Source organism: Domibacillus robiginosus, from assembly GCF_000966195.1.
In the GTDB taxonomy this organism is placed as follows: domain Bacteria; phylum Bacillota; class Bacilli; order Bacillales; family Domibacillaceae; genus Domibacillus; species Domibacillus robiginosus.
This window is the reverse complement of the sequence record NZ_LAHL01000003.1, coordinates 38,883-65,725: the sequence shown is the minus strand read 5'-3', so window position 1 is coordinate 65,725 and position 26,843 is coordinate 38,883. Positions and strand designations below refer to the sequence as shown.

At 45.4% G+C, this 26,843-nt stretch carries 18 protein-coding genes and 1 riboswitch; of the genes, 5 read left to right on the top strand and 13 right to left on the bottom strand.

The window, feature by feature from the left end; genetic code table 11:
• Positions 1–433: 433 nt before the first annotated feature.
• Positions 434–1,696: a uracil permease gene (gene uraA / locus VP97_RS01115; RefSeq protein WP_050179774.1), complete on the top strand. Its 1,263-nt coding sequence runs from the start codon at positions 434–436 to the stop codon at positions 1,694–1,696.
• Positions 1,697–1,732: 36 nt separating this feature from the next.
• Here the strand turns inward: uraA and VP97_RS01110 are convergent, their stop codons facing one another.
• Entirely contained in the window at positions 1,733–2,608 is an 876-nt protein-coding gene (locus VP97_RS01110; RefSeq protein ID WP_050179773.1) for a CvfB family protein, read from the bottom strand.
• A gap of 126 nt (positions 2,609–2,734) precedes the next feature.
• Here VP97_RS01110 and VP97_RS24665 point away from each other — a divergent pair, with 126 nt between their 5' ends.
• Positions 2,735–2,863, top strand: coding sequence for a hypothetical protein (locus tag VP97_RS24665; protein WP_281175065.1), 129 nt, complete (start codon positions 2,735–2,737; stop codon positions 2,861–2,863).
• A 42-nt stretch (positions 2,864–2,905) separates the two neighbouring features.
• On the opposite strand, the gene VP97_RS01105 is transcribed toward VP97_RS24665, so the two are convergent.
• From VP97_RS01105 to VP97_RS01090, 4 genes are all read right to left on the bottom strand, one after another.
• Positions 2,906–8,407 carry an S-layer homology domain-containing protein gene (locus VP97_RS01105; protein WP_050179772.1) on the bottom strand — a complete coding sequence of 1,834 codons (5,502 nt, stop codon included), beginning with the start codon at positions 8,405–8,407 and terminating at the stop codon, positions 2,906–2,908.
• Positions 8,408–8,553: 146 nt separating this feature from the next.
• On the bottom strand, positions 8,554–9,594 hold the full coding sequence (locus VP97_RS01100; RefSeq protein ID WP_050179771.1) for a ribonucleotide-diphosphate reductase subunit beta: 1,041 nt from the start codon (positions 9,592–9,594) through the stop codon (positions 8,554–8,556).
• 12 nt (positions 9,595–9,606) lie between these two features.
• On the bottom strand, positions 9,607–11,832 hold the full coding sequence (locus tag VP97_RS01095) for a ribonucleoside-diphosphate reductase subunit alpha (RefSeq protein WP_050179770.1): 2,226 nt from the start codon (positions 11,830–11,832) through the stop codon (positions 9,607–9,609).
• Between the two features lie 140 nt (positions 11,833–11,972).
• Positions 11,973–12,142: riboswitch (cobalamin riboswitch) on the bottom strand.
• Positions 12,143–12,274: 132 nt separating this feature from the next.
• On the bottom strand, positions 12,275–13,528 hold the full coding sequence (locus VP97_RS01090) for an S-layer homology domain-containing protein (RefSeq protein WP_050179769.1): 1,254 nt from the start codon (positions 13,526–13,528) through the stop codon (positions 12,275–12,277).
• Between the two features lie 166 nt (positions 13,529–13,694).
• Here VP97_RS01090 and VP97_RS01085 point away from each other — a divergent pair, with 166 nt between their 5' ends.
• Positions 13,695–13,850: a hypothetical protein gene (locus VP97_RS01085; protein ID WP_156153375.1), complete on the top strand. Its 156-nt coding sequence runs from the start codon at positions 13,695–13,697 to the stop codon at positions 13,848–13,850.
• Between the two features lie 54 nt (positions 13,851–13,904).
• Here the strand turns inward: VP97_RS01085 and VP97_RS01080 are convergent, their stop codons facing one another.
• From VP97_RS01080 to VP97_RS01070, 3 genes are all read right to left on the bottom strand, one after another.
• Positions 13,905–15,272: an aspartate kinase gene (locus VP97_RS01080; protein WP_050179767.1), complete on the bottom strand. Its 1,368-nt coding sequence runs from the start codon at positions 15,270–15,272 to the stop codon at positions 13,905–13,907.
• Positions 15,273–15,429: 157 nt separating this feature from the next.
• The gene (locus tag VP97_RS01075) at positions 15,430–17,565 is read right to left on the bottom strand and encodes a 5'-nucleotidase C-terminal domain-containing protein (RefSeq protein ID WP_050179766.1); all 2,136 of its coding nucleotides are present in this window, start codon (positions 17,563–17,565) and stop codon (positions 15,430–15,432) included.
• Positions 17,566–17,718: 153 nt separating this feature from the next.
• Positions 17,719–19,107, bottom strand: a complete 1,389-nt coding sequence (locus tag VP97_RS01070) for an O-antigen ligase family protein (RefSeq protein WP_050179765.1) — start codon at positions 19,105–19,107, stop codon at positions 17,719–17,721.
• 215 nt (positions 19,108–19,322) lie between these two features.
• Here VP97_RS01070 and VP97_RS01065 point away from each other — a divergent pair, with 215 nt between their 5' ends.
• A complete protein-coding gene (locus tag VP97_RS01065) occupies positions 19,323–20,114 on the top strand; it encodes a hypothetical protein (RefSeq protein WP_050179764.1) in 792 nt (263 codons plus the stop codon).
• Between the two features lie 616 nt (positions 20,115–20,730).
• On the opposite strand, the gene VP97_RS01055 is transcribed toward VP97_RS01065, so the two are convergent.
• The 5 genes from VP97_RS01055 to VP97_RS01030 form a co-directional block, all read right to left on the bottom strand.
• Entirely contained in the window at positions 20,731–22,725 is a 1,995-nt protein-coding gene (locus VP97_RS01055) for a hypothetical protein (protein ID WP_050179762.1), read from the bottom strand.
• Complete coding sequence (locus tag VP97_RS01050; RefSeq protein ID WP_050179761.1) at positions 22,700–23,599, bottom strand: ABC transporter ATP-binding protein; 900 nt, start codon at positions 23,597–23,599, stop codon at positions 22,700–22,702. The genes VP97_RS01055 and VP97_RS01050 overlap by 26 nt, the downstream gene beginning before the upstream one ends.
• Positions 23,592–23,981: a GntR family transcriptional regulator gene (locus VP97_RS01045; protein WP_050179760.1), complete on the bottom strand. Its 390-nt coding sequence runs from the start codon at positions 23,979–23,981 to the stop codon at positions 23,592–23,594. Before VP97_RS01045 ends, VP97_RS01050 begins: the two co-directional genes overlap by 8 nt.
• 152 nt (positions 23,982–24,133) lie before the next feature.
• Complete coding sequence (locus VP97_RS01035) at positions 24,134–24,775, bottom strand: class A sortase (protein ID WP_245629804.1); 642 nt, start codon at positions 24,773–24,775, stop codon at positions 24,134–24,136.
• On the bottom strand, positions 24,772–26,217 hold the full coding sequence (locus tag VP97_RS01030; RefSeq protein ID WP_050179757.1) for an LPXTG cell wall anchor domain-containing protein: 1,446 nt from the start codon (positions 26,215–26,217) through the stop codon (positions 24,772–24,774). The genes VP97_RS01035 and VP97_RS01030 overlap by 4 nt, the downstream gene beginning before the upstream one ends.
• A 122-nt stretch (positions 26,218–26,339) precedes the next feature.
• Between VP97_RS01030 and VP97_RS23620 the strand changes: the two genes are divergently transcribed.
• Positions 26,340–26,816, top strand: a complete 477-nt coding sequence (locus tag VP97_RS23620) for a hypothetical protein (protein ID WP_156153374.1) — start codon at positions 26,340–26,342, stop codon at positions 26,814–26,816.
• Positions 26,817–26,843 lie beyond the last annotated feature (27 nt).

The window sequence follows — 26,843 nt, the reverse complement described above, 5'->3', positions numbered from 1 at the left end:
CCTGCTGCTTCATAATAGGTTTTGCCAAAAAGAACCTGATTTCATGTTCTTTTTTTCATTCTGTTAAAATATGATGTTGTCGGGCTACATCATTCTAAAAATCTACATGTTTATTGAGCGTTCTTGGCCGAAGCATAGAATAGGCGGCATTCGGGGGGCTCCGCTTTCCAAGGGACAGGCGGTGAGCTCGTCCCTTAGGAGTCTACGCCGGCAGTCCGCAGCCCTCTGACGCTGTTTTTCAAAAGAGAGTCTTTCGGGCAAGCTAAAAAAGAAACACGCCATATAAGGTTTTTTGAAAAAACGAATTTCCGCTTGACCTCTTTGTTTTTCAGAATTAAGCAAAAAGAACCTGAGTTCAGGTTCTTTTTTTGTAGTCAGATGACGATTTTTGAAGTATAATGACTACAATTTGTGTATTTAGGAGGAAGATTATTTGCGTACTTATCAAGTTGATGAGCGGCCGCCGATTCCGGCTTTGATCCCGCTTAGCTTGCAGCATTTATTCGCCATGTTTGGATCAACGGTTCTCGTTCCTGTTTTATTTGGGGTTAATCCGGCGACCATTTTATTAATGAATGGCATCGGTACATTGTTGTATATTTTTCTTTGTAAAGGCCAGATTCCAGCTTATCTCGGTTCCAGTTTTGCGTTTTTATCTCCTGTTTTTTTAGTCCTGGAAGGCGGCAGTTACGAGCAGGCATTAGGCGGTTTTATTATCGTCGGTCTCCTCTTCATTCTTGTTTCAGGAATTATTAAAGTGGCCGGCACCGGCTGGATTGATGTTGTTTTTCCGCCAGCAGCGATGGGTGCCATTGTAGCCGTTATCGGACTTGAACTTGTGCCGACAGCTGCACAAATGGCCGGAATCATCTCCGATGGCTCAGCCGATTGGTCACCTGACCGCAATACGATTATTGTTTCGATGCTGACGCTTGGCATTACAGTCGTCGGCAACGTAATGTTCCGCGGATTTTTAAAAATTATTCCGATTCTGATCGGGATCATCGCCGGCTACGTGATTGCAGCGATGTTTGGAATGGTGGATTTCACGCCGGTTCGCGAAGCAAAAATGTTCGCGCTCCCGCAATTTTACCAGCCTGATTTTCATTGGTCGAGCATTGCCATCATTGCGCCTGCTGCCCTTGTAGTCATCGCCGAGCATATCGGACACCTCGTGGTTACGCAAAATATTGTCGATCGTGATTTAATGAAAAAACCAGGTCTCGGTGTTTCTTTATTCGGAAACGGAATTTCCACTGTGATCTCTGGTTTTGTCGGCTCTACTCCTAATACTACGTACGGTGAAAACATTGGGGTTTTGGCTCTGTCAAAAGTGTATTCCGTCTGGGTAATCGGCGGTGCAGCCGTTATGGCCATTGTGTTGTCATTCTTCGGCAAGCTTGCAGCGCTTATCTCAACCATTCCAGGTCCGGTTATGGGCGGTATTTCCCTGCTTTTATTCGGTATTATTGCCGCAAGCGGACTTCGCATGCTGGTTGATTCGCGGGTCGATTACTCGAAAACAACGAACATGATTTTAACAACGATTGTGCTTGTGATCGGTTTATCGGGCGCTACATTCACATGGGGCTACCTACAATTAAAAGGAATGGCGCTAGCAACAGTTGTCGCGATTATTTTAAGCTTATTTTTTGCCTTGATTAAAAAATTAAATTTATCAAACGATAACGATTAATCCAAAAAGACGCTGCCACATCAGGCAGCGTCTTTTTTATTCACTTTTTTGTTTTGTACCGGCGTATGTCCAGCCGCTTTCTTGATACGCTCTTCCTTCTTTCATCAGCTTGCCGAGTGCTCGCTTAAAAGCCCCTTTGCTGATGCCAAACCGTTTTTCAATTTCTTCCGGCAGGCTTTTATCCCAATATGGCATTTTGCCGCCACGGCTCATTAAATAGTCATATACATTGTCTGCGTCGTCTTTTTGCCGCTCTACACGCCGGCCCAGAAGCGAGACATTTACTGAGCCGTCATCATGTACAGCAATGATCCGGCCTTTAACCTCCTGTCCGACGCGCGGCTCGTCCTCCCGTTCAGTCGGGTGCAGGAATGCCCGGTACAGGTCATCTGTAATGATCCACGTACCTGCTTTTCCAGTCCGGTACACTCTGCCGGTAAAGTCTTTGTTTAAATCCGTTTTATTTGCCCGCTTGGCGATATCCCAAATTTTCTCTTCTGTTGCCGGCTTCGCAAACATCCGACCATTTTTATCAAGCTTTAATGTGCAATACAGCTTGTCGCCTTCAATCGGGCGCACTTCAAATTTATACGGCAGGTCATCCTCTGATACGAGCGCATCCTTTGAAATACCGATATCAACGAATACACCAAGCCTGCTAACTTCTTCCCCAACAACCGATACCCAGCCGTATTCTCCAAGTGTAATAAGCGGGCGCTTCATTGTCGAAGCAAGCCGGCCGCTATGGTCCTGATACAGAAATACCTCAATAGGTTCGTTCGGGTCAAAGCCGTCTGTTATTTCACTATTATGAAGCAGTACCGCTTCTTCTTCCTCATTTTCAAGAAACCAGCCATATTCTTGTTTGTTTTTTACACGCAGTGTTACGATTGTTCCAGCTTCGAGAGCCATTCACGCACGTCCTTTCCAAAATTCTCATTGCTTCTCATTATATCAGCTTTCCCGTCTGAATGTTTAATAATCCAGGGTTCGGGTACACTTGTAGTACTAAATCGAAACGGGAAGGTGAAAAATAATATGGCTCGTTCATCAGGCGGCGTTTCAAAATTAATTAAAATGGGCATGAAATACGGCCCGATCATTTACCCGATTATCAAAAAATACCTGGACAAGCGCAGAGCGGCAAAAGTATACCGTCCGCGCTAACCCAAAACGCCGGAGCAAAAGCTCCGGCGTTTTCTTTTTTACTCACTGCATTTTATTCATCAGGCGATACAGCATAACAGCTGTTTCAGCTCGTGTCGTTTGTTTTTTCGGATCGAATGTTCCATTTGACCGCCCGTAAATAAGCTCAAGTTCTGCCGCCTGTGCTACTGCTTTTTTTGCATAATCGTTGATTCGTTTGTTATCTTTAAATGTTTTTGTTTCCTTTAAGCCCTCCAGTATATCAGGATTTGTCGATTGCAGAGAGCGGATCATCATGGCCGCTATTTGCTCGCGTGTAATGTCTGCATCTGGATCAAACTTTCCGTTATCCTTTCCGAAAACAATACCAGCGCGGTTTGCTGCTTCGATTTGTCTTGCTGCCCATTCCTTGGATGATGGAACATCCGCAAAGGTTCCTTTGTACTCTTCCAAAGGAATTTGCAGCGCACGAACGAGCAGCACCGCAAATTCAGCCCGGGTAAGTTTTTGCTCGGGCGCGAAGGTGTCGTCCGTTTTCCCGCTTGTAATCAGCCTGGAAGCCAGTGCTTCAATTTCTTTTTTCGCCCAGTGGCCATTTGTATCTATAAAATTCGCTTTCGCGGACAATACCGTAAAGATCGACAGGTGTGAAATTGGCATGATCCAATAGCCATCCTTCTCGTAACCGCCTGCATATTCCCATTTCTTTGTCGCTTCATTATAGAAAGCACCTGTTGTACGGTCCTGGTCCGTATTTTTTTCTAAAGCAAAGCGCAGCTCCAGCGGCGCATCCAGTTGAGTGATTTCTTCCTCTCCAGCTTTGATTGTAACATCCATGACCGCACTATGAACCTGCCCCGGCGGCAGTGATGCTTCTTTTTGATCTAACACATTCAGCTGAACCGATACATAATCCTGTCCGGCTTTTTGCATTTGAACGAGCACTTCTGCCGGAAGAAGCACACTGTTTCCGTCAGCTGTCTTCATTTCAAGTGGCTTTGCTGACTCGACAGCCGAATCAACGAGCGATTCAGGCAGCCGCCATTCGATGCTTTCCTGCCCGGCAGCCAGTGTCCATATGTCTTCCCCTTTTTGAATCATCGAATCTGTTACATCTACAGTAGGAAGGTTGTCAGTCGGTGGTGTTACCGGCGGCGGTGTTGGAGCTGGAGATGGACTGCTGCCTCCGTTTCCATTCCCGTTGCCGCTTCCCTGAGAACCGGTTGTAAACGACCAGATATCAGACTGAGCTTCTCCGCCAAATGAATCTTTTACTTTTACATACCAGCCATGCTCAGTTGAACGTTCAAGATTTCTCCAGGATGCTTTCGCTGTTTCACCATTCTTTAAGCCAGACTGTGAACCAATTTTGTCATCTGTATGCACTTCTGCTTTAAATGAATCGGTTGCGACGACTTTTTCTTTTGGTGTTAAATCTACATCAATGGCGAATTCATCTTTTCCTGGGTAATCGACAGGGCTGTAATAATTGTACTGGTTGAGATAAGGAGAATACGTCTGCAAATATATCTTGTTTTCAACCGGGTTTACCTTCATCAGGCGAAGAAAGCCCTGTCCGCCTTCTGGTCCGCCCTGATAGTCAGCCAGCATCTGATACACGCTTCGATCCGGGGTTCCATCGCCATCGTCGTCAATTTGATCTACAAGCGTTTCACTGTCATGATAATGGCCAGACAGGACAGCGATAACATTTTCGTTCGGCTTTACGACCTCTTCAAAAACCTGGTCGCCGATTGGACTTCTGTTGCCGGATACAAGTAAATATTCATGAAAGCTTAAAATCGCTTTTCGATCGGGGTGCTCCGCCAATACCTTGTTCATCCAGGCAATATCCTCCGCGTTTACACCCCAGCCCATATAAAGCATAATAAAATCGTTTCCGTTTGAGCTGATTAAATCATAATGCCCTCGATTATCTTTATAGGATTCACCGTAATAATTTTCATCCGCAAATCGTGCTTCTCCAAAATACTTGCTGTACTCATTATAGTCGCCTGTTTTGTGGCCCACATCATGATTGCCCGCCAGAACGCCATATGGAACTTTGGCTTCATCGAGCGTTTTCATATAGGTATCTGCATGCTCCCATTGGTACGGCTGGTCTGCTTCATCCACAAGATCTCCTGTATGGAACACATACTTTAAGTTCAGCGCTTCTTTTTGCTCTGCGACCCACTTGGTCATACGGTCAAAAATATGAGGATAGCTTTCCGAATAGTATTGGGTATCTGACATCCATACAAATGAATAGTCAAATTCCGGCGTAGAAGCAATCTCATCCTGCACCATCACCTGTACCTTGCCGTCTTTCACGTAGTCGAGCCCTTTTACATGACCAGTCAGTTCAAAGTTTTGGTCATCCTGTGCTACCTTCCACTCTTCAAGCTCCCACTTGGATTCCGCATAGTTCCACACATACATCGAGACTTTTCGGCCAATCAGTGATTTCCCTTCCCAATGCAGCGCAATATCGTCTGTTTCATCTACATTTTGGTCCAGCGCTACTTCAAAACGGTGATACGGGAATTTTTCAACAGATTTTGTTTCTATATAGCTGCCATCAGCCTCGGCCATTTTATCCCTGTCTGAAACGGCGGATTCTCCCGCGGGTGCGAGCTCTTTTGGCGGCTCCTGGTCAGCATTGTTTTCAAATACGCGCACTCCCTGATCATTGGCAGCATACTCATACCCTCGGTAAAATTCTACATCGAGCGTATCATTTGTTGGATCACTTACCTTTACCTGCAGGCTGGCATTGTTTGCATTGACGTTTGTTTCCCCCTCTTTAGGAGACACAGCTTCCGGTGCATATGGCTGCTCTTCCACTACATGGAACGCAACTGATTTTTCCGCTTCATTACCGGCCCGGTCAACCGCTTTGAATTGGATGGTATGCTCTCCTGGTTCCAGCTTCGCTGATGACGTCTGAAGCGGAAGAGAAATTTCTTTACCGTCAAGGTGAGCCGTCAGCGTTTCAACGTCTGAAGCATCCTCGACTTCTGCGTTAATCTCAAATTCTCCTTTGTATTCCTCGTTTTCTTTTACCGAAGGAATAATGACTGGTGCACTGTTGTCCACTTGAACATTTGCACGAGAAGAGCCGGATTCAATCACATACTGCCCGTCTTCCACTTCTGTTGTATCCCACTGATAAGCTTTAGCGGTGAATGCTTCATCCGGCACATGAAAAGTAAAATCAACGACTGGATCAGCGCTTGCCCCGTCGCCAACGGTTATTTCTTTTGCCGCATCGTTATAACCCGGGTCATAAAGAGTTGTGCCGTCTTCAAGCACGAGCCGCACGTTCTTCACGTAAAAATCATCACGGTTTTCTTCTGAATTTGTATCAAATGGTGATACCTTTGTGCCCGCCCGGATGGATAGTGTCGTGCCTTCTCCCTGTTTGAATTGAGAAGGATCAACCGGAACAGTAATGGTTTCATACGTGTTGATCGTATCATCAAAAATATGCAACGTTTCATCGCCAATGGTTACACCGTTTTTAAAATACAAATTCACTTTTTTCGCATCAAAGGCAAAATAAGCGTGGGAAGGCAGAGAAGGCTCGGTTTTGTCCGTTACATTTTGTCCATCTACAGATAAAATGGATTCTTTTCCAAATGACTTGATCACCGCCGTTTTGCTTAACAGCGAGCCATCTTCCACATTTAACCCTGTTTTTCCGCCCGGATCATTTTCAATGGAAATCGTTTTGACATCTGTTTGAACTTCATTCGTTCCGTCTGATGCTTTCACGTAATACTGCAGACCATCTTTGCCGAGTAAATCAGGTGAATAAACCGTGTGAGAAAACAAGCCTGTATCAAAATTTTCCGTTAAATCAACTGATTGATATTCATCAGCTTCCCGCGTCTTATAAAATAAGCGCAGCGTTTTGAGCGATTGATTATCTTCCGCATCAAACGACAGCGTCACATTTTGACGGGCCGAAATCGGCGCTGTTTCTGTTAAATCCGTTACAGCTGGCTCCTCTTCATCTACTGCTGTTGTTTTTTTCACAGCCGGCACCTGGACAGCTTCGACTGTTCCCGGCGTGGCTGCTTCTTTTCCAGCGCTGTATTTGTGCATTTCCTTACTTCCAGCTTCACGCGGGAACGAATAAAAAATCCCTTTATCCGCAGCCGTGTCATCTATCCCTGTTTGATCAAAATAAGCAGCGGTGGAAATATCAATGCCTGTATTGGTCGCCACAGCAATAACCCGCGCGCTGCTGTTTGCCATACCATCCGAGTGAACATTAACGATATTTACATTTTCCTCTAAGTTCGTTCCGTAATGAGCATTAAAATCAGCAACTGTTTTATCCTGGTTTTTGGCGTTTTTAATCCAATAGGTCATGGTTTCTCCAGCCGGCAGCAGTAAATCTTCTTTTTCCGCCCGCCAGAGTAAATCTCCTTCTGATCCTTCGGCAGGGTATCGGTAGCGAAGCGTATAGTCTTTCAAGTTAACTGTTTTATCGGTGTTGTTATACACCTCAATAAATTCATATCCATCGAGTCCGCCGACATTGGCTGAATCAGGAACGATTTCTGTAACAAGCAAATCCGGAACCGCCTGCGGATCGTACTCAAGTCCTGAGATGTTTAACGAAATGTCATCTGTTTGAGCCGTATTTTGCCCGTCAAACGCTTCGATTCGGTATGTCAGCTCACCCGATAACAGCTTAGATGCGTCAATAACCGCTTTATATGATCCATCTTCCTCCGCTGTCATTACTTCTTCTGTCCAGTCACCGCCCTTTAAAGGCTGGTATAACACTTTTACACTGTCCAGTTTTGTTTCATCTGTGACAGAAGCACGGATTACGATATCTTGACCGGCTTCAATCGATTCCACCGGCGTATGGGTAATAACCGGCTTTACCGTATCAACTGTGGACGGCGCTTCCGGCTTTTGTCCTTCTATAAGCGTACCGGGTGTTGCAGCCTCAGAGAAAGTCAGCACTTCCATCGTCTTTCCGTCTTCATTCGGCTTAAACTGAATTCCTTTATTTACATCTACTTGATCCGGTGTGTATGCAGCAGTCGTTAAAACATTTCCTGCTGTGTCTGCAACAGATACATTTCGTTCGGAACCGTTTGCCATTCCATCAGATTCTATGTATGTAAACTGCTGTTCTGTTAAAGACGTGCCGAATTCTGTATTAAAGTCAGCTAGTGTAACAGACTCATTTGCTTTGTTTGCAAGCTTTACCCACACGACCATCGTCCCGCCTGGCGCAATCTCTTTGTCCTCTTTAAACGTCCAATCGGTCGTTTTTCCGTCCGGGTAGCCATACACAAGTTTATAATCCTTTAAACTGAATGGCTCGGTACTATTGTTGTACAGCTCAATAAATTCATAGGCGTCCGATCCGCTCAGATTGTCGCTGTTTGGCAGCAGCTCTGTAATCATAATAGGCGGTGCTGTAACCGCTTGCGCAGAAGGTGTTTCTTCTGCATAAGCTGCCATTGATGGCGCGATAAGAGATGAAACGGATAAACTGCTGGCGAGCATTAATGAATAAAAAGGCTTTCTTTGCATGAACGTTACTCCTCCTCTAATCAACATCTCTTGTTAGTGTAACGAAAGAATTTATGAAGAATATAAATGGGGTGTAAAAATCATGTAAAGAAGTCCATAAAAAAGCTTCCGCTTAAAAAATCAAGCGGAAGCTTTCTTTTAGTCTATTATAGTTCGTCGAACCCGTTATCCTGCACGTTTACTTTTACGTATTGGCGCGAGCGCTGTTCAAAGAAATCAGTTTTGCCCTGATCCACATCTTCATATGCTTTAATCCATTTCAGCGGATTTTTGCGGTAATCCGGGTATGGCTTCTCATAGCCAAGCTGTGCGCAGCGAACATTCGCATAAAAGTAAATGTACGCTTCTACATCTTCCACATCAAGCCCGTCAATTTTATCTCCAATAACTTCCCGGGCCCACTCCACTTCAAGCTCAGCTGCTTCTTTAAAGATCGCCTGTACTTTTTCTGCCCGGTCCGGTGTATCAAGTTCTGGATATTCGTTTAAAAGCTCCTGATAGATTTTCACAAATAAGTCTACGTGAAGCTGTTCGTCGCGATTAATATAGTTAATCATCGTACTTGAAGCGACCATTTTTTGGTGGCGCGCCAGGTGATAAAAGAAAGCAAAGCCTGAATAGAAAAATAAGCCTTCTAAAATGACATCATATACAATCGACTCCAGCATGTTTTCCACAGTTGGATTTTCTGCAAACGACTGATAGCCTTTCATGATAAAGTCATTGCGCTTTTCAAGAACCGGCTCACTGCGCCAGTAATCAAATACTTCATCCTGCTTTGATTTTTGAACAAGACTGGACAGTACATAGGAGTAAGAATGGTTATGAATAACCTCCTGCTGCGCTAAAATAATCATCAGCGCCTGCAAGCTTGAATCTGTTAAGTAGTCGGCTACTTTACCAGCGTAGTCCGTTTGAACGCTATCTAACAGGGCCAGCAGGCCGATAATTTTCAAAAACGCTTCCCGCTCGCTGTCTTCAAGATTCGGAAATTGTTTAACGTCATTGCTCATGTTAATTTCGAATGGAGTCCAGAAATTCCCAAGCATCCGCTTGTACTTCGGATATGCCCAGTCAAACTTGACGTCATCCCAGTTTAACACATTGGAGGAACGGCCATTTACAATGGCCGTCGAACGGTTTGGGGCTTCTTTATCCATTAATTTTCGTTTTTCAATAAGTGTCATGGTGTTCTCTCCTTAGCTTGAGCAAGATTCGCACTCAAGTAATTCCACAGATGTTGAACGAACGTAATACGTTGTTTTTAATCCCTGTTTCCAGCCAGCCAGATGCAGATCAAGCAATTCTTTCGCTTTAATTGTGTTTTGCACGTACAGGTTCAGCGAAACACCCTGGTCGATATGGCGCTGGCGTGCAGCGTTTTGACGCAGTGTCCAGTGCTGGTCGATAAAATAAGCAGATTTGTAGAACCACGTTGTTTCCGCATTTAAATCCGGTACGGTAACAGGAATTTTGTAATCTTTCTTTTCCTCAGAATAGCTCTTTTGGAAAATCGGATCGATACTTGCTGTGCTTCCAGCAATGATCGATGTAGATGAGTTTGGTGCGACGGCCATCAAGTAGCCGTTACGCATACCGTTTTCCTGTACCTCTTTACGAAGTGCTTCCCACTCTTCGCCTTCATAGCCACGCACATCGAAATAAGCACCTGTCTGCCAGTCTGATCCTTCAAACAATGGGTACGCGCCTTTTTCTTTTGCCAGTTCCATAGACGCTTGAATTGTCAAACGGGCAATCGTTCCGTACAGCTCATCCGCATACTGAACCGCTTCGTCTGATTCCCAGCGGATGTTTTTCAGCGCCAGCAGGTGATGCCAGCCGAATGTGCCAAGGCCAATGCCGCGGTAACGGCTGTTTGTGCGCTCTGCCTGCGGTACGGGAATCATGTTTAAATCAATGACATTATCAAGCATACGCACCTGTACACGAATCAAACGATCCAGCACATCTGCCGGCACAGCTTTACCAAGGTTGATAGAAGACAGGTTACATACAACAAAATCACCCGGCTTTTTGCGTGTTACGATCACATCGTCTTCAAGCTGAATAGATTGGAATTCTGTTGCACTCATATTCTGGAAAATTTCGGTGCAAAGATTACTAGAATAAACCATACCTTCATGCTTGTTCGGGTTACTGCGGTTTACTTCATCGCGGTAGAACATGAACGGTACGCCTGTTTCAAGCTGCGAGCGCATAATGCGTTTCATAATGTCGATCGCCTGCACCGTTTCGCGGGAGAGCTGCTCGTTTTGTACACACTGCTCATATTTTTCACGGAACGAGCCTTTGCCGCGCGACTCGTCATAGAAATCTTCGAGCGAGAAGCCCATCACAGTGCGAACTTCATGCGGATCGAACAAATGCCATTCCTCACGTGCGTCTACTTTTTCCATAAACAAGTCTGGAAGACATACGCCTGTAAAAATATCATGTGCACGAAGACGCTCGTCCCCATTGTTTAATTTTAAATCAAGAAAAGCGAAAACATCTTTGTGCCAGACGTCCAGGTAAACGGCTACAGCACCCTGGCGCTGGCCAAGCTGATCAACGCTGACCGCTGTGTTGTTTAACTGCTTAATCCAGGGCATAACGCCGCTTGATGCGCCTTTGAATCCCCGAATCGATGAACCACGGCTGCGTACTTTACCCATGTACACCCCGATGCCGCCGCCGTATTTTGAAAGCGTCGCGACATCCGTGTTGCTGTCGTAAATGCCCTGCAGGCTGTCATCTACCGTATCAATAAAGCAGCTGGAAAGCTGTCCGTACGGCTTGCCTGCATTTGATAGGGTTGGTGTAGCTACAGTCATATACAGATTGCTCATTGCCCAGTAGGATTCAGCGATTTTTTCCAGACGATTCTCTTTTTCGTTTTGCATAAGTGTCATCGCAATTGTCAGCCAGCGTTCCTGTGGAAGTTCAACGGGTGTTTTATCAAAATCACGAACCACATAGCGGTCCATTAGCATCTTAAGTCCAATGTATGTAAAAAGCTGGTCGCGTTCCGGGTGAATCAGCTTGCCGATTTCTTCAAGCTCCTTCTTTGTGTACGCTTCGATCAGCCGGTTATCATAAAGCCCTTTTTCTGTTTCACGGTGAAGATAATCAGCAAAAGCTGTGTAAACGTCCTTCGCTTCTACACCTCTTTTTGCCGCAATGGCGCGGTATGTCTGCTGCAGATAAATACGGGCTGCGACAAACGTCCAATAGGGCTCTTCTTCATCCATAAAGCTGAGTGCTTCCAGCGTCATCGCTTTTGACCAGGCATCCATGTCCGCATCCGGGCGCTTTGCCGTCCAGCGCTCGCTTACGCGGAGAAGCGGTCCGATTTTTTCTTCGCCGAATTCTGTTGTCAGCGTATGTAATAGTTGATCAATGCCTGAAGCCGTAGTTATGGTCATGAAGTGTGTCCTCCTTTTAATATAAGCAAAATAAAAAGAGCGATCGCTCAAGTCTTTTCGACTGAGTCCGCGCTCTAGGTGAATAAAAGGAGAAAACGGCAGAGTCTGCCGTCTTCACCTCTTAACCCCCGAAGAAAGTGCTGCTTATCGAAAAACAGGCAGGTTTCCTGGCTCGTGCGTCTTCCTCCTGCCGCCTTCCCGTTTTCACAGTGGCCTGGCATTTGTCTGCACTTACAGTTGCGGGGACAGCTCCGGCATTCAACCGGATTCCCTTTATACCATCACTGGTACCTATTTTTCGTCGCATACTATATATTGTGTTTGTTCACGTTGTAAATACTAGCATATTGTATCACTGATGTACAGTGAAAAAACCAGGGGTTGATTTTAATTCAAACGCAAATGAAAAGAACTGCCGCCATTCAGCAGTTCTTTTCAAATTTTATGGTTGCTTGCTGCTCCACACATTAAATAGAGTCATAGCAAATTGTTCGCGTGTAATGCTTGCTTCCGGAAGAAATTTAGCGTTTGTGCCGCCGGTCATCAAGCCTTTTGCGTAAACAGCATCAATTTCATTCTTTGCCCAGTGGGCAGCTGGTACATCAGTGAAGGCTGCCGCTGTATCAGCTTTCAGATTCAATGCCTGCGTCAATATGCGAGCCAGCTGTGCACGGGTAAGGGGTTCATTCGGTTTAAACTTCGGTGCTTTCGCAAAAACCCCGGCTTTCGTCAGCTGAGCAATAGCGCTGTAAGATTTCATTTGCGGTGAAACATCCGAAAATCCTGGATTCGGCGCTGCTTCTGTTTGCCCAAGAATTCTTGCTAAAATAATGGCTGCTTCCGCCCGGGTAATATCGTTTTTCGGTGCAAATGTCCCGTCCGCATTTCCACTGATGATGCCATTTTCCGCCAGCTTCATAATGGCCAGACGGGCTTTAGAGCCTGTCGTACTGATATCAGAAAAAGGATCTTTTGCCGGAGAGTCTGAAACGCCTTTCCAGACAGCAAAAAATTGATCCGCAATCAGCTGATAACCGGCCGTATTCGGATGGATGTCGCTCGGGTTCGGCAAATAGTCCACACCAAATTTATGAGAAGCATCCACAAAAACTGCCCCTTGTTTTTCAGCGGTTGTTTTTAACTGTGTATTAAAAAGCGTAAACAAGTCTTTTAAATTATCTTTTTGTTTTCCTTCCTCCATGTGTGGAAATGGAAAGTAATAGCCTGTTACATACACATCAACTGCCGGATTTAACGCCTTAATTTGTTCAATGCCGGCTGTAACATTTCGGTCCACTTGCGCCACCGCTTCCAGGAGCTTGATTGGATCTGTGTTTCCAGCAAGAGCCAGCTTCAGCAAGTCATTGGCGCCTGTTGAAATGGTAATCAGCTCCGCCTTTTCCACTGCTTCCTTTACATTCGGCAAGGAAAGCTTTGCTAAAAATTGTGCGCTCGTTTCTCCGGAAACCGCAAATTCTTTTGTGAAAGAAGAAAGCATTCCTTCTTCATTCAGTTCCGCCGCAATAAAGTCAGTGTAGCTTGTTCCCACTCTCACATTATAAGGCGTTTGGCCGGCCGCAATCGAATCTCCGAAAGCCACATAGTCTATTTTTTCGGCAGCTGCGTTTGCCGCAGTCACGAGAAAAATGCCCATGCTTAAGACGCCAGCTGAAAGTGCTGATATGTATTTTTTCACTTTTTTTCCTCCCGCACTCGTTTTATCCATTTTACCATGTGAACATGCAAAACGTGCGAACTTCTTAGAAAAAATGAAGAAATGTGATATAATGAAAACGTTGTTTCAAAAAGCTGTAAATGGGTATAGTAATGTAAATGAACATTTTAGAACGGAGATGACAGAAATGAATTTGAAAAAGCTGATCAAGTACGGTGCTATTATCGCTCCAATCGTTTACCCGAAAATCAAAAACCGCATAGGAACAAACAATTTGCGCAAATCATACAGTGATTCTCACAGAACACGTATGTCCGGCAAAAGTATTCTTGATAAACTATAATAAGCAAACAAAAAGACCCTCGCGATGTAGGGTCTTTTTATTTTGGTCTATTTTTTATTGAAGAACAGCGCTTTTGCTGAAAAATTCTTTGTAAAGCTCACGCAGCACATTGTCTGTGTCTTTCGCTTGAATGCCGAACACAAGGCTGACTTCTGAAGAACCCTGATTGATCATTTCAATGTTGGCTCCCACACGGGAAATGGCTGATGTGGCACGCGCAGAAAGCCCGAGCGTATTATGCATTCCTTCTCCAACCAGAACAATCATCGCAAATCCATGCTCCACATTGGCTTTATCTACATGCAGCTCATTGCGGAAACGGGCTAAAATACGTTCTTCTTTTTCTGGTGTCAGCTGATGGCTTCGTACAATAACAGACAAATCGTCAATGCCGGATGGTGTATGCTCATACGATACATCTTCTTCTTCTAAAATTTGAAGAAGACGGCGGCCAAAGCCGATTTCCCGGTTCATCAAATACTTGCTGACGTATAAAGTAGAGAAGCCATCGTCCGCGGCGATACCGATCACCGGGTTTTTCGTGTACTCCCGTTCTGCTACAATCATTGTTCCAGGCGCGGACGGGTTGTTTGTATTTTTAATGCAAACAGGTACAGAATGCTGGAATGCAGGCATGAGAGCTTCATCGTGAAAAACGGAGAAGCCGGCATATGACAATTCGCGCATCTCACGGTACGTCATCCGCTTAATTTCAGCTGGATTGTCCACAACATTTGGATTTGCCGCAAAAACAGAATCAACGTCTGTGAAGTTTTCGTACAGCTCTGCTTTCAAGGCAGCGGCTAAAATGGAGCCGGTAATATCCGAACCGCCGCGGGCAAATGTCATCATAACGCCTTCTTTTGTATAGCCGAAAAAGCCAGGGAACACGACAATCTTACCGTTTTCACGCAGCTTCTCCAGATTTTCATACGCTTCTGGAAGGGCACGCGCACGACCGGGTTCGTCGCTGACAATCAGGCCGGCTTCTTTCGGATTTACATACTCCGCGTCAAGTCCGATGCTTGTAAAATACGCAGCAATGAGTTTTGCATTGTTGTCTTCTCCGCTTGCTTTCAGCTGATCCATGAAAAGCGGCGGATTATCGCGGTTTTCTTCTAGACGGCCGCGCAAATCTTCTTCAATAATATAAACAATCGTATCGTCAAGACCAAGTCCCCGGGCGATATCTGCGTAACGGTCTACAACTGCTTTAAGCTCCGCCTCGGCGTCTTGTCCCTTTAAAGAAGCATGCGCAAGCGCAATCAGCAGATCCGTTACTTTCGTGTCATCGCTGAAACGTTTGCCGGGTGCTGATACAACCACTGCTTTTCGCTTCGGTTCGTCTTTTACGATAGATGCTACTTTTTTAATTTGTTCGGCGCTGGCAACGGATGTGCCGCCAAATTTACATACGATCATGTCTGCCACTCCTTGCTGGTTTGCATTCCTTGATGAAAATGCGCTTTATCCAAAAAATTATACCACCGTTCGTGCTAAAAAAGAAGAAATAATCAGAATTTCGTTATAAAAACAAAAAATTTGCCCGAGCATGGAGCTGCCCGGGCATTTTTTCTCGTTATTGAGCTGGATTGGAATCTGTAATACGCCCTTCAACCGATGCACTCACTGAAGGATTTTCTTTCAAATAATCTGTGAATGTTTCCCAGTCTACATTACCTGGCTCACTTACACGGCCATCGTCGTACGCCGTTTTAAACATCGTGTAGTTATCGCCGCCTTTTGCTGTAAACGTATTGGTTGCTACAACATAGGTTTTCGCGTTATCCAGCGGAACGAATGTGCCTCCTTCGTTCACTTTTACCGATGTTACACGGGAGCCCGCCCCTTTGGAGGAATCATATGTGAACTGTAAGCCGGCCACCTGCAGGAACGCTCCGTTTTGTTCTGGCGCCAGGCTCACACTGTGCTCAAGAGCCGCTTTGATTTCAGCCCCGGTTAAGTCCATAATCGCCAGCGCATTGCCAAACGGCATGACTGTCAGCACTTCTTCCATTGTAATATCGCCAGCGTCAATCGAAGCGCGAATACCACCGCCGTTTTGCAGAGCAATAACCGTATCTGCATCAAGCGTTTTCGCTTTTGCCAGCATAGCATCTGTCATAAGATTGCCTAGATTTGTTTCTTTCGTACGAACATTTGCACGTTCGCCGTCCAGGGCTGTCGCAGCGGATCCAACCACTTGCGCTTTGACTTTTTCAATTTCCGGTGTGTAAGCTGTCGCCAAACGATTTTTCACTTCCTGGTTTTCTTCAAAAACATAAGTGCCGTCTTCATTTTTCCCATCCACTTCAATCAGTTCACCAGCGTACTCGGTGATGGCTCCATCTTCATCAAAAATGACATCAAGCGTGCCGACAAACTTATTGTATTCGTTTGCCTGAACAATCACGGTCGGCTCTGTTCCTGTTTCATCAATATATGGTTCGTCAAGCTTGTCATGTGAATGGCCGCCGACAATCACATCAATGCCTTCTACTTCTTTTGCCAGTGTCACATCGTTATCGCCGCCGCCATCACGGAAGCCGATGTGAGACAGTGCGACGATTTTATCCACGCCTTCTGCTTCAAAGGAAGCGACTGCTTTTTTTGCTTCTTGAATATAATTTTCAAATACAACATCATCGCCTGGAGAGGAGATCGTTTCGGTTTCCGCTGTTGTTAAGCCAAAAATGCCGACTTTCTCACCATCTACCTCTTTAATAATGCCATTGTACACTCGCCCATCCATCGGATTGTCTGTGACCGTTTCGTTCATCAAGGAAGAAAGGTTAGCATCCGTTGAGGCATTCACGTTTGCTGATACAAACGGAAATTTCGCGTTTTGAATAAAATCAGCGAGCGGTTCTGTCCCAAGATCAAACTCATGGTTGCCGAATGTCATCGCATCATAGCCAAGCATGTTCATAAATTCAAGGTCAGCCTGTCCTTTAAACTGATTGAAATACAGGGTGCCGGAAAACACATCCCCTGCATCAACAAGCAGAGAAGACGGATTTTCTTCCCGAAGCGCTTCAACAATGGTTGCTTTACGGGCGACATTGTCAATATGCGCATGTGTATCATTTGTATGGATAAGAGAAAGAAGAAATTCCTCCGGAAGCTGAGATCCCCGGTGAAGGAAAAGCGCCCACTCACCCCGAAGCAGCTTATCACCTGCTCCGAATGATGTCGCTGTTTTGCCCAGAGCAAGACCCGATTCTACGAGTGCATTGACATATGGTCCAAAGCGTTCGTTCACATCTGTGAAAGGCGTTTCTGTCACTGTTTCATCTACATCAAGTCCATAGGCATTGGCAAGCCAGTAGGAAGCCTCGCCACGTGTAATGGGTTCAAACGCCCCGAATTTACCTTTTGCTTTGCCGGCTGTTACACCCCACTCAGCCAATGCATTTACAGCCCACTGTCCCCGCTTCGGCACATCAGTAAAGCCGGCATCCTCATATGTATCGTCTTCTGTAAACCCGAGCGCTTTTGCCAATTGAATCGCCGCGTCTACACGTGTAATCGTCATAGCAGTGCCGAACTTGTTCGCAGAATAACCTGCTGTAATATCATTTTCTGTTAAAAACTGAACCGCTTCCTTGTACTTTGGCGGCACATCTGTAAAAGACGCTGCGGCCGAAACAGACATAGCGGATACACTTAGCGAAGCAACAGATGCTACAGCAATAAATTTGTGTTTGTTTTTCAATGAACCTGCCCCCTTGCAAAATAAAAACCCTTACTTCAAAGCATAGGCGATCTTTAATTCAAAAACAAGAATATTACAAAAACTTTAAAAAATAGTTACATTGTATTCACAATTAAAAAAACCGCTCCGGATCTTTCCGGAACGGTTCGTCTATCATTCTTTTATAATACCTTCCCGTACCATCAGCAGTGCCATAACAGCTGCTACATAAATGGATACGGCAGGAGCCGTTAACACGTGTCCGGCTGTGGCACTAATGCCGATGCCCAGCAGGAACGCAACGCCATACATCACGTTAACCGGCGTAAAGGTTTGTTTAATATTACGCACAAAGTGAATCACAAAGCGGATCACATAATAAAGCGGCAATGAAATCATCGTCAGGAATCCAACAATCCCAAGTGAGAAAAAGAGGTCAAAAAAGTCCATCTCAATCATTCTCGGTGTTTTGCCTGGCTCCGGCTCTTCATAGTTTCCGGCAAACCCCATTCCGAAAAGCTTTTGTGATACCGGTGCTTCGGCAAACTGACCTTTCATCTCTGCTAAATATTTTTCCCGGCTGCTGAATACAAGATTTTGCACCTGTTCGTTTGTAATCGCAGGCTCTTCCTCTTCTTCATCTTCCGGCAGCTCTTCGCCTGTCTCTGGATCAAGCTGTGGCTCTTCATCCTTCGTAAGGTCGATGTTTAATAAACTTAAGTGTGCAAACATGTTATGAAACACAGGCGTAACCGGTGTTGTCACAGCCAGCACCGCAATAAGGATAAGCGAAATCAGCATGTTTGAACGCGTTTTTTCCGACCGCTCTTTTGTAAAGAACAAAATAAGCATGGAGAAAAAAGCAGCCAGCAGCACAACCACAATACCGCCATAACCGACTTTTGTGCCAAGAAACTGCATGGAAACAGCCAGCAGCACAAATGGAATCCAGTAGCGCCACTCTTTTACCCGGTTTGTTTTCTCAATCGCATAAAGAGCTGTGACCGGAAGAATAACCGCCATGATCGCACCAATTTCATTTCCGGCAAAAAACCAGCCGGTGTAGCCGATTTTTGTATGGGAGTAATTGGACAGGCTTGTGCCTGTTACGAAAGAAACAATGAACACTGCACTGATGATAAGCGAGGCGTACAAGAAATAAGAAGTGGTTTTTTCTTTAAAAGGCTCGTGCTCCCGTTTCAAATAAAGATACAAAACGCTAAAGCCGGCAAACATGATTGGGAAGTAAACAACTTTGTTAAAGAACTTTAGCTCACTTCCAATATAGTAAGGGTCCTTTACATTGAGATTTAACACAATGTTTACGACAATAACAGCCGCAAGCGCAAGCAAGTAAAAAACGAACTTCCTTGCCGGTCCGCTCTGTCGCGCTTTCCATAAAAGCATCAGTACAATAGCGGCCATAAACAGGACACGGACAATAACACCGACAGTTAAACTAATGTTAAGCAGAAGCAGCGACGCACTTGTAAGCACATCAATAACCGGCTGAAAGATAATAAAAGCCAGGGCCAGCAGCCAAAATGTCTTCTCATTCTTCATGTTGAAAAGTCCTCTTTCCTTCCAAATTCGTAGATTTTTATACTATCATATTTTATTTTAAAATGATCGTTTGAAGCTGAAAATGCATCTTTTCTATTATATCGAAAAAATGTTGAGAATCCAGTGAAAAATGAACGGTTCCCCTATTGAAAAAAAAGTTCTCTGTTTTGTTATACTAGTGATAATTACATTTTAAACAGGGTGGCGAATATGTCATGCGCGTTTATGTATACTGCGGAGTTCTGCTGGCCTTTATTCTGCTGTTTTTTTTGGGGGACGAGCTGTTGAAAAAAGAAAGAGCTACATGGATATGGGATGCCCAAGCAATGAGAGATTCAGAGGAGATGCTTTCATTCCTTGCGGAGCAAAACACAAGTGATGTATACGTCCAGATAGATTCATCTGTTTCAAACTCTGTCTATCAAACTTTTATTGAGAGAGCGCACGATCAAGACATACAGGTTCATGCACTTGACGGATCACCCGATTACACAGAAAAGGACTTGAACACATTTTTACAGCGCGTACAGTCTCTTAACTGGGACGGTATTCACCTTGATATTGAACCATATTTATCCGAGAACTGGAAAAAGAATCAGAAGCAGGCGGTCTACCGGTACGAGAAACTCATCAAGCAGGCGGCGAAAAGCGGCTGGACACTCGGTGCTGATATTCCTTTTTGGTATGATGAAATTCCTTCTTCAACCGGTGAATCACTGGCGGAATTTGTGATTCAGCGAACAGATTACACGGTGATCATGGCCTATCGTGACAGTGCTCAGCACATTATGGAGGTTTCCTCTAAAGAGCGTGCTCTTGGACGTTCACTTGAGAAGGACGTCTGGATTGCTGTTGAAACCATTTCCAACCCGGAAGCAGACAACGTTTCCTTTTACGGAAAAAGCGCCGATTACTTTCAAGAAGAGCTGAAAAAGCTGGAAGACGAATGCGGCTGTCATATTGCGGTTCATCATGCCGAGTCATGGAAAACGCTGCTCGAGCAGTAAGGAAAAAGCAGCCGTTTTTACAGCGGCTGCTCAGACTATAGATGAACAAAGAGGTCAAGAGGAAATTCGTTTTTTGAAAAAGTGTAGGTGGCGTGTTTCTTTTTTAGCCTGCCCAAAAGCCTCCCCCCTTTTGAAAAACAGCGTCAAGAGTTGCGGACTGGCGGCTTCACTTTCCTGTGGGGCGAACGCTGAACCAGCCATCGCTTCGCGCTGCCTGTTTCACCCTGTCCGCTCGTCCCACGGGAGTCTGCGCCGACAGCCCTCCGCCCGTTGTACTTCTGAAAAACAGAGAGGTTGAAAGGTTTTTTCTGTTCCTTCCGGCAAAGAAGGGGAAACACACCGGGTTTCACTGGCTTTCTTTCCTCCCCACCAAGGCGGCAGGCGCGGGGCGGAGACTCCTAAGGGACTAGTGGGACAGGTGAGATCGGCTTTGCCGCGAAGCGGCGAAGACGAGCTCACCGCCTGCCCCTTGGAAAGCGGAGCCCCGCGAATGCCACTCTTTCTATGCTTCGCCTAAGAACGGTCACTACACATATAGATTTTGAGGATGATTCAGCTGGACAACATCATATTTCAGCAGCCTGAGCAGCCGTTTTTCAAACGGCTGCTTCTGTTATCAATCTGCCAAACCGGCTACAGAAATATTGGCATAACCAGCAGAGCTTTTCCACTTGATGACGAGAAGCCGGCTGCCGTTTCTCTTCAGCCCACTCGGATTCAGCAGCTGCTGGATTTTCTGCTCACCTTTTACCTGCTCATACTCCAGCGGCATGTTGCTCCAATCCGGTTCATTTCCTTCATTGTTCCAAAGAAAATCGTTTAGCTGCTTCCTTTCTTCTTCGCTGGCCGCATTTACAACGAAGGCTTTGTCTACATTTGCGGCGGAAGCAAACGTTTCACCATTTGGCACATATTTTCGAATAGCCGCAATCGTATGTTCATCATCTAAATGAACGTTACTGTACACACTTGCTCCATTGTTTTTACCGACCCAAAAATCAATTGATCCGGCTGTTGAATAACCGTTTCCACTGAACAAATCGGCTTCTGCTGACAGGCTGTCTTGTTCAATAGCAGAACGAATCGCTGCAATGGCTTCCTTGTCAGCTACATTGGCCATTTGGCCTTCCGTAGCATTGTTGAACACTGTTAAGTAGTTGATGGCAGCTTGATTTTTCAAAACAAATAAAGGCGTGGATGCTTTAATAAACTCAACGTTTTTGCGCAGTTCCTCTGTAACTTTAGCTGCTTCGTCCGTTGATACCGAGTACTGGCGCTGCATCCGGCTGCCGTCCTTCATGCCATAGGTAATATTGATGGTATAACCATTTAAGCCAGGTCGCTCACTTTGAATGTCCATTAGCTGCTGATGCACATCGCGAACCTGCTCAACTGAATCGGCACCTGTCATAAAGCCTGCATCCGCTTTTTTCAGCTTCATCTGCTCCTCTTCATAAAACAGGCCCGAGAATGGCTCGGTTTCCTCACCAATGTACACTTTCTCAATATCATTTTCATCCGGCATAGCCCGTTCGTATGACTTCGCGAAAATCGCACCCGGTATAAGCAAAATGAATACCAGGAGGGCGTAGAAAACAAACCCCTTCCACGGCCAGGTAAGCCGCAGTGATTTTTGTACGATCATTTGCAGCAATGTGTAACCAGCTGCGGCACCAATGATATAACCAGCAACCATCCAGCCCGATGTGGCACCAAGAAGTTCTGCAAAATAAAGGCCGCCCAGCATCATAGCTGCAAACGTTAAAATGAAAATAAAGGCCCATCTGAAAAACGGAAACACAATCGTTTCATCTACTGCTTCAGCAGGACGTATTTTATACACATAGTAAGAAACAGCAATCATAGCCAGGCCTACAGCGCTATAGACGGCCCATTCTGTACCGCTGAACGGCTGCGTTTCGTAGCCTGCCGCCCGAAACAAGAAAATACCTTCATCTACAATTTTAGAAATGTAGGAGTCAACAGCCAGCCCATTAATAAAGTAGCGGGCGTTTGCGAGCGTTATGGAAATAAGCGCAGCCGGCAGAACAAATATGCCATAGGCCATCACACCCTGCAAAAGAGCCGGACCAATAAATAAGCCGATCAAAACCGTTGTAACAAACATAAACAGGACGATAAATAAGGAAACACCGGCCCATTCGGCTATATGGCCCATTGTGTAATGGAGCGGCTTCACTACCGGCCGTATCGCCAGAAGGAGTACAGCATTTAAAAGGATAGGCAGTCCAAGAGAGACTGCACCTGCTGCATACACGTGTGTCAGCAGCGTGCCACGTGTAAACGGCAGGCTGTGCATAAAATCAGATGAGCTTTTTTTAGTCATATAGCTTGTTAACACAATACCCGCTAAAACGGGAAACACCATGTACGTTATATACTGAATAGAAAAAGAAATCGTCAGTAGTATATTCTCGCCAGTGCTTGCTTCTGAAAAGAACTGGACGCTCCCCTCATCGCGAAGTACAACGAAAAGGCCAAGCGGCAGCAGTACAATCTGCGAAAGGAGAAAAAATAAGCTGATCCATAAAATAGAGCGCGTATGCTGCAGGAACAGTCCTTTATTAAACGATAAGATTCCGGATTTCATAGCCGACACTCCCCATTTCATACGTAAAGATTTCTTCAAGTGTGAGCGGCAGTACATCGTAAATCGCCGGTTCATAAGCACGCACGTGCCGATCAATATCACCCTCGTTTCCGCGAACAATGCAAATCAGCACCCGGCCCCGTTTCTCATAGTGCATTACATCCATTCCCTTCAGGAACGATTCATCCGGCATCCTTTTAAAAGCCACCTGTAGCTTGCTCACATCTGTTTTTAATTCTTCTAAATCACGTTCATACAACAGGCGGCCTTTGTGCATCACACCGACAGCATCACAAAAGTCTTCCATTTCCCGCAGATTATGCGAAGAAACGAGAACTGTCATATCCCGGCTGCTGACATCTTGAATAAGCAGGTTTTTCACCTGCTGGCGTACAACAGGATCCAGTCCATCAAAGGGCTCATCTAAGATAAGCGCATCAGGCATCGCAGACAGTGTTAGAATAAAAGCGGCCTGACGCTGCATTCCTTTAGACATGCGCGAAAGCTTTGTTTTCGGGTCAAGGTCAAGATGCTGATACAGCTGGTGAAACCGTTCCTCATTCCACCGGTCATAAACGGCTGCATAAAAGCGGGCCATTTGAAGCAAAGAAGCTTGATGAAAAAAATACGGCTGATCCGGAATGAACAGAAGGCGCTTCTTCACATCCGGCCGTTCAAAAATAGACACCCCTTCGATCATGGGCTCCCCTTGATCGGCCTGCATAATGCCAGACAGCATTTTAAGAAGGGTGGTTTTCCCGGCACCATTCGATCCAAGCAGGCCATAGATCGACCCTTTCTTGACATGCATATGTACGTCTTTTACCGCTTCAAAACGACCAAACCGCTTTGATATATGATCGGCTTTAATCATTTTCGCCTGCTCCCCTTTCTGGTTCCTGGATCGTTTCAATCAGCTTGATCACTTCATCCTTCGGTACACCAAGATATAAAATTTCGCCGACGATCCGCTCAAGTTCATGTTTCAACATCTCCACCCGCTCCTTATTGATTTCCTTTTTCACTGGTGATACAAAGCTTCCTTTGCCAGGGATTGAATAAATAAATCCTTCACGCTCCAGCTCTCGATACGCTTTTTGAATCGTGTTGGGATTGATGGTTAATTCCTGCGCCAGCACGCGGACCGATGGCAGCTTTTCATCTTCTTTCATGACTTCGCGGATGATTAACTCCTTCATTTTTTCGATCAGCTGTTCATATATCGGCACACGGCTTCTCGTATCAATCGTAAACATCGCCGTCCTCCTTTCCTATTGACCGTATTAACTGTATTAATATAAATAATACGGATTTTCCGGAAAAATGCAATATTTTCCTAAAAAATATATTTTCTTTAAAAGGCTCTTGCTTTTTTTCAAAAAAAAGAAGGCACCTGTTAAAGGCGCCCTCATTTTTTGAATTCATTTGTTTCTTTTAATTCGCCTGTTACAATAAATCGCTTTGTCCGATCATCCGAACTGTAGCAGGTTACAAGCGTGATTTTCGGCTCAATGGTATTTTCCATCACGTCTGTCCGGCTTTCATGAACCACTTCTATATTCGTAACCGTATACGTATATTCATACGTTAAATCAGTTATCTGGATTACATCCCCTTTTTTCACGTGTAACACGGGGCTGAACAGAAGATCTTTCCGGTTCATATGGTGACCGGCAAGCGGGTAATTCCCTACGCCCATCCACTGGTTTTCACGCATTGTTGTGGCACCGGCCATCAAGTTTTCATTTGTTGTTCCTTTTAAAATCGGCAGGCTCAAGTCCACAGATGGAATGGTGATTTGGCCGACAACCGACTCTTTATCCGGTTTAACTTCCTTCACTACACTATCTATGACAGAAGGCGGCTCAATGGCTTCCATGTTAAACTCTGCAGGCTGCTCATTGTTTTGCTGAATTTTTTCGGGCGTCAGCGCTTCGGCGGTTACGTGGCTGGATTTTGCTTCAAGCAGTTCATACTTTAAAAAAGGCGCTCCAATCAGCACAATGGCTGCGAGGATAAAAAACACGCCTATTATTTGCCTTGGCTTCACGCACGTTTTCCTTTTTTCATCAGCAGCCATGCCCCTGCTGCAAGCAGTACACCCGCAAACAGATACAATGTCATACCGGAGTCATCCCCTGTTTGCGGAAGCGTAGCAGCTTTTGTTTTAGTCGTTGTCGTTGTTGTTGTAGCAGCAGCTGTGGCTGCTTTTGTATGTTTCATTTTCAGCTCCAGCGTTTCACCGCTCTTAATCGTCACGGCCGTTTCTTTAGTGGAGCGTGTGTAGCCGTCCGGGGCATCTGTTTCTTCAAGCGTATAGCTTCCCGCTTTTAAGCTTGTAAACAGGGCAATTCCATCGTTATTTGTCACAACCTTTGAAACAAGCTTTTTCTCTTCATCATAAAGAGAATACTCCGCGCCTTTAAGCTCCGTGCCGGACGTCTCGTCCGTCAGTGTTACTTTTAAAGAACCATACGCATTCACCAGGCTGTTTTCAATCTTTTGTTCAACAGGCGTCTGGCGGCCAATGTTGATAGTCCATGGCTCCGTTGGCAGGACATAGTCACTGTTTGTTTTTGTTTGTTCAAGCTCATACTTGCCGTAAGAAAGACCAGTCAGTGACGCTTTTCCCTTCTCATCCGTCACAACCGTTTTCGAAAAAAGACCATTTTCTGTTTTCAGCTCAAATTCAGCTCCAGCAATCGGTACATCTGTGCCCTTTTCAACCGCTGTAATGTTGAGCGCACCTGTCAGGCCTGTTGATTTTTCATGCATAATTTCTTTTGTTACAAGAACGGTATTTAAATCTAATTTCCATGGCTCCAGCGGAACGGCATATCCATCCGGTGCTGCTGTCTGCGTGACTGTATACGTGCCAAACACCAGGTCTCTCACGGATGCTTCTCCTGATGCATTCGTTGTCAATGACGCAACAACTTTTCCAGATTCATTGACAATTGTAAATGCCGCACCGGACAGTTTTGCTTCGGACTTGGCATCCATCGCTACAATTTTAATGGCTCCCTCTGTTTCTTCTGTAATTGTAAAAGAAAGTCGTTCACCTGTCGGGAAATTCACTCCGTAGGAACCGATTTTCGGCAGCTTGTCCTCTTTGAATACGAGTGGAACAGACGCAGTCCCTTTTACTCCTGACTTTACGTTGTTTTCTAATACAGCTGTAATGGTATTATCCGCTGCATCCATTTTTAAAGTTCCAACTGTTTCTCCAGTTGAGGCTTTCAGCACCTGTTCTCCGTCCTTATTAATATAAAAAGGAGTCGGCACCTTGTATACCGCAGGCTCTTGCCCATTGTATTCCCAGTCGATCTGAAGTGTCATCGGCTCGTTCAGTGCATAAACCGGTGTAGTTGTTCCATCTGCATGTGCAACTGCAGATTTTGTATAAAAAGCTGTCTCTGCCGCTGCCTGGGCAGGCTGCATAATCCCAATGACAACAAACAACGCCGTAAGCAGCATTAACCAATTTTTCATTTTTTCTCTCCTCCAGCTTTCTCTTTACTTGTCATTCCTAACTAATTTTACCATACAAAACCCCGAAAACGGCAGGCATTTTCAGAAAAAAAAGGATTTCACCGTTAGCGGTGAAACCCTCAATGTGTAGACAAAGTCTTTCTTTTTCAAAAAAAGAGCCGATAAGTGAAGCCTGCCGGACTTCGCGTTCCGCGGGCAGTGCGGGAGCTTCCTCGGCTTGCACCTGCGGGATCTCCCGACTCACTGTACTTCCCGCAGGAGTCTTCGTCCGGCAGTCTTCACTAAGTGGTGTTGAAGATCAATCAGCCAGGGAGCAGACAGAGATTTCCTTTTCTTTTAAAAAGAAAAAATACGACCTTATAGCCCTATACAATCTTGTTGCAAGCCACTTGGCGGCGGGAGGGCGGCGTAGATTCTTATGGGACGAGCGGGCAGCTGAAACCGGTGGAGCCGCCAGGCGAAATCGGGTTCAGCGCCTGCTCCATGGAAAGCGGAGCCCCACGAATGCCGCTCTTTCTATGCTTCGGCTAAGAACGGTAACTAAACATGTAGATTTTGAAGATAACGTAGCCCGACAACGTCATATTTCAACAGAGTAAAAAGGATTTCACCATTAGCGGTGAAAT